At 63.9% G+C, this 3750-nt stretch carries 5 protein-coding genes and 1 pseudogene; all 6 read left to right on the forward strand.

Features of this window, described 5'->3' with window-relative positions:
- Positions 1 to 189, forward strand: a pseudogene (locus ACIQ17_RS31910) (fructose-1,6-bisphosphate aldolase); the annotation flags it as partial.
- An 85-nt stretch (positions 190 to 274) separates the two neighbouring features.
- Positions 275 to 481, forward strand: coding sequence for an antitoxin MazE family protein (locus ACIQ17_RS31915; protein ID WP_398473543.1), 207 nt, complete (start codon positions 275 to 277; stop codon positions 479 to 481).
- On the forward strand, positions 478 to 801 hold the full coding sequence (locus tag ACIQ17_RS31920) for a type II toxin-antitoxin system PemK/MazF family toxin (protein WP_398473544.1): 324 nt from the start codon (positions 478 to 480) through the stop codon (positions 799 to 801). The genes ACIQ17_RS31915 and ACIQ17_RS31920 overlap by 4 nt, the downstream gene beginning before the upstream one ends.
- Before the next feature lie 50 nt (positions 802 to 851).
- A complete protein-coding gene (locus ACIQ17_RS31925; protein WP_398473546.1) occupies positions 852 to 1874 on the forward strand; it encodes a class I fructose-bisphosphate aldolase in 1023 nt (340 codons plus the stop codon).
- A 2-nt stretch (positions 1875 to 1876) separates the two neighbouring features.
- Positions 1877 to 2554, forward strand: a complete 678-nt coding sequence (locus ACIQ17_RS31930; RefSeq protein WP_398473547.1) for a thiamine phosphate synthase — start codon at positions 1877 to 1879, stop codon at positions 2552 to 2554.
- 5 nt (positions 2555 to 2559) lie between these two features.
- Positions 2560 to 3639: a tetratricopeptide repeat protein gene (locus ACIQ17_RS31935; protein ID WP_398473548.1), complete on the forward strand. Its 1080-nt coding sequence runs from the start codon at positions 2560 to 2562 to the stop codon at positions 3637 to 3639.
- The last annotated feature ends 111 nt before the right edge of the window (positions 3640 to 3750 follow it).

A 3750-nucleotide genomic window follows, 5' to 3' on the forward strand; every position in this document is an offset into this window, starting at 1 on the left:
GAAAATCCCAGCGAATTCGATCCGCGCAAATATCTGAAGCCGGCGATGGAGGCGATGACCAAGCTCTGCAAGCAGCGCCTGCAGGAATTCAACACCGCCGGCCAGGCCAGCAAGGTCAAGCGCGTGCTGACCACCGCCGAGATGGCCAAGCGCTATGCCTCGGGCGAGCTGAACGCGAAAATCGCCTGATTGCATTCATCCTGAATGGATGCACGCAAGACTTGCAGTCCAGAGCGACCTTCGCTATGTTACATGTAACAAGGTGGAGGTCGTCATGGCTACAGGCGCCGAACGGGTCCGCAAGCATCGTGAAAAGATGAAGGCCGCCGGCCTCAAGCCGGTGACCATCTGGGTGCCGGATGTGAATACGCCGGAATTTAGGGCAGAGATCGCGCGCGACATTGCGGCGATCAACGCCAGCGCGGATGAAAAGCAAATTCTGGAAGAGCTTTCCGGTGTCGAAATCGACGGCTGGAAATGAAGCGAGGCGACCTCGTGACCGTGGTCATGCAGGGCGCCTACGGGAAGCCGCGACCTGCTGTCGTGGTTCAGGCGATCTGGCACGACGGCTTGGATTCCGTGACCTTCTTGCCGCTAACCACCGAAGTGACAGCTGCGGCGACTATAAGAGTCTTGATCGAACCAAACGCCGAGAATGGTCTCGAGGCCAGATCTCAGGTGATGGCGGATAAATGCACGACCTTGCCAAGGTCCAAGATCGGTCAGGTATTCGGGCATCTCGACGCCCCTGATATGGATCGGGTTGACCGCGCCCTCACCGTTTTCCTCGGATTTGCCTGACATCCGTCGTTATTGTCCGTAAGAAGCAGCCATCTTTCAGGACCGCTCCGATGAACCTCGCTGATCTCAACAAAATCGCCCGCGCCATGGTTGCGCCCGGCAAGGGTCTCCTTGCGGCCGATGAGTCGTCGGGCACCATCAAGAAGCGTTTCGACGCCATCGGCGTCACCTCCACCGAGGAAAGCCGCCGCGACTATCGCGAGATGCTGTTCCGCTCCCGCGAGGCGATGAGCAGCGCGATTTCGGGTGTCATCCTCTACGACGAGACGATCTGGCAGGACGCGAAGGATGGCACGCCGCTGGTCCGCCTGATCGAGGAAGCCGGCGCCATTCCCGGCATCAAGGTGGATGAAGGCACGCAGCCGCTGCCGAACTGCCCCGGCGAGCTCATCACCGCCGGTCTCGACAAGCTCGCGGAGCGACTGCCGAAATATTACGAGCGCGGGGCGCGGTTTGCGAAATGGCGCGCAGTGATCGATATCGGAGCGGGCATCCCGTCGATGACCGCGATATCCGTCAATGCGCATGCACTGGCGCGCTATGCCGCGCTGTGCCAGGCCGCGCAGATCGTGCCGATCGTCGAGCCCGAGGTGCTGATGGATGGCGATCACGATATCGACCGCTGTGTGGAAGTCACGACGCGCGTGCTCAACAAGACATTCCAGGAATTGCGTGTCCAGCGTGTTGCGCTGGAGGGCATGGTCCTGAAGCCGAACATGGCGGTCTCCGGCAAGAAATCGGAGACCCAGGCAGATGTCGCCGAAGTCGCCGAAAAGACCGTTCGCATGCTGAAGAACTGCGTCCCCGCCGCCGTGCCCGGCATCGCCTTCCTCTCCGGCGGCCAGTCGGACGAAGAGGCCACCGCGCATCTCGATGCGATGAACAAAATCGGTGGCCTGCCCTGGCCGCTCACCTTTTCTTATGGCCGCGCATTGCAAGCTGCGCCGCAGAAGGCCTGGGCTGGCAAGGCAGAGAACGTGCTGGCCGGGCAGAAAGCATTCACCCATCGGGCGCGCATGAATTCGCTCGCCGCATCCGGCACATGGACTGCCGAACACGAAAAGGCTGCTTGATCTTGGCTGCGAAACCTCCAGCGCCCCCCGCTCCGCGGCTCTACCTCTCGACGCCCGTCATTGAAGACCCGGCCGCACTGGTCGGCGCACTGCCCGCATTGCTCGGCAAGGCCGATATCGCCGCCGTGCTGCTGCGCCTTGCGCCATCGGATCCGCGCAGCCTCACCACACGCATCAAGGCGGTGGCGCAGGTCGCCCAGAATGCGGACGCCGCGCTGCTGGTCGAAGGCCATGTGGATCTCGTTGCCCGCGGCGGTGCCGATGGCGCGCACTTGCCCGGCCTCGCCCCCATGCAGGACGCGCTGCCGGCGCTGAAACCGGACTGGATCGCCGGCTGCGGCGGATTGACGACGCGGCATCATGCCATGTCGGCCGGCGAGGCTGGTGCCGACTACGTCCTGTTCGGCGAGCCGGATGCCAAGGGCCAGCGCCCGTCGGCGGATGCCATCGCGGAACGACTGGAATGGTGGGCCGAACTGTTCGAGCCGCCATGTGTCGGCTATGCGGCCTCGCTGGAGGAAGCCGAGCAGTTCGCCGCCGTCGGTGCAGATTTCGTGCTGGTCGGCGACCTGATCTGGAACGACCAGCGCGGCGCGGCTGCCGCGCTCGTGGATGTCGAAAAGGCGATCAGGCAGGGCCATGCCGCCCTGCTCGAGCGCTTCAAGGCTGCACAGGGCTGAATGTCGTGAAGACACTGCGCATATTGCTCGTCACGACAAGCTGCCTCATCACGACGGCGGCCTTCGCGCAGATGTCGCTGACGCCGCCGGCTGCCCAGACGCCACCGAGCCAGAGCAAGGCTGCGCCGAAACAGCCGCCGGCCAAGGCGCCTGCGAAAGCGCCGGAAGCTGCGAAGAAGGCACCGGACGCCGCCAAGAAGGCGCCGCCCGCGAAGCAGCCCGAGAAGGCAGAAGAGCCCGTCGACCCGAATGCCGACCTCGTCTATGGCGCGTATCAGCGCGGCATGTACAAGACCGCCCTCGATCTTGCCACCAAGCGCGCCACGGAGAACAACGATCCGAAGGCGATGACCATGCTCGGCGAGCTCTATTCCAACGGCATCGGCATCAAGCGCAACTATCAGCAGGCCGCTGAATGGTACAAGCGCGCCGCCGATCGCGGCGACCGCGAGGCCATGTTCGCGCTGGCGATGCTGCGCATCTCCGAGCGGACCAATCCGGGCGGCCGCGACGAGGCCGTGAAGCTGCTGGCCTCGTCGGCCAAGCTCGGCAATCCCAAGGCCGCCTATAATCTCGCGCTGCTCTATCTCGATGGCCAGACCTTGCCGCAGGACGTCAAGCGGTCGGCGGAACTGCTGCGCCAGGCCGCCGATGCCGGCAATCCCGAGGCGCAATATGCGCTGGCGACCTTCTACAAGGAGGGCACCGGGGTCGAGAAGGACATCAACAAGGCTGTACGCCTGCTGCAAGCGGCATCGATGGCCGACAACGTCGATGCTCAGGTCGAATATGCCATCGCGCTCTACAATGGCACGGGAACGCCGAAGAACGAGGCCGCGGCCTTGACCCTGCTCCGCAACGCCGCCCGGCACAACAGTCCGATCGCCCAAAACCGCCTTGCCCGTGTGCTTGCGATGCGCACGAATACCGATGACCGGCTGGAGGGGTTCCGGTGGCATATCGTGGCCAAGACCGCCGGCAAGGGCGACCTGATGCTGGATGAACTGCTGGCCGGTGCCAGCCCGCAGGAGCGCGCGCAGGCGCAGCAGGCCGCGAATAAGTGGCTCGGTTCGACCCTGAAATGACCATTCACGGCCTGTAGGGTGGGCAAAGGAGCGGAGCGACGTGCCCACCATCGCGTGCACGGATGGCAATGGTGGGCACGCTCCGTTTTGCCCACCCTACATTCCGAGACG

This window comes from Tardiphaga sp. (genome assembly GCF_044340795.1).
Taxonomy (GTDB): domain Bacteria; phylum Pseudomonadota; class Alphaproteobacteria; order Rhizobiales; family Xanthobacteraceae; genus Tardiphaga.

Bases quoted from the DNA above. Each gene is read 5' to 3' on its own strand.
- ACIQ17_RS31915 (WP_398473543.1), top strand. From the start codon at position 275: ATGGCTACAGGCGCCGAACGGGTCCGCAAGCATCGTGAAAAGATGAAG.
- ACIQ17_RS31920 (WP_398473544.1), top strand. From the start codon at position 478: ATGAAGCGAGGCGACCTCGTGACCGTGGTCATGCAGGGCGCCTACGGG.
- ACIQ17_RS31925 (WP_398473546.1), top strand. From the start codon at position 852: ATGAACCTCGCTGATCTCAACAAAATCGCCCGCGCCATGGTTGCGCCC.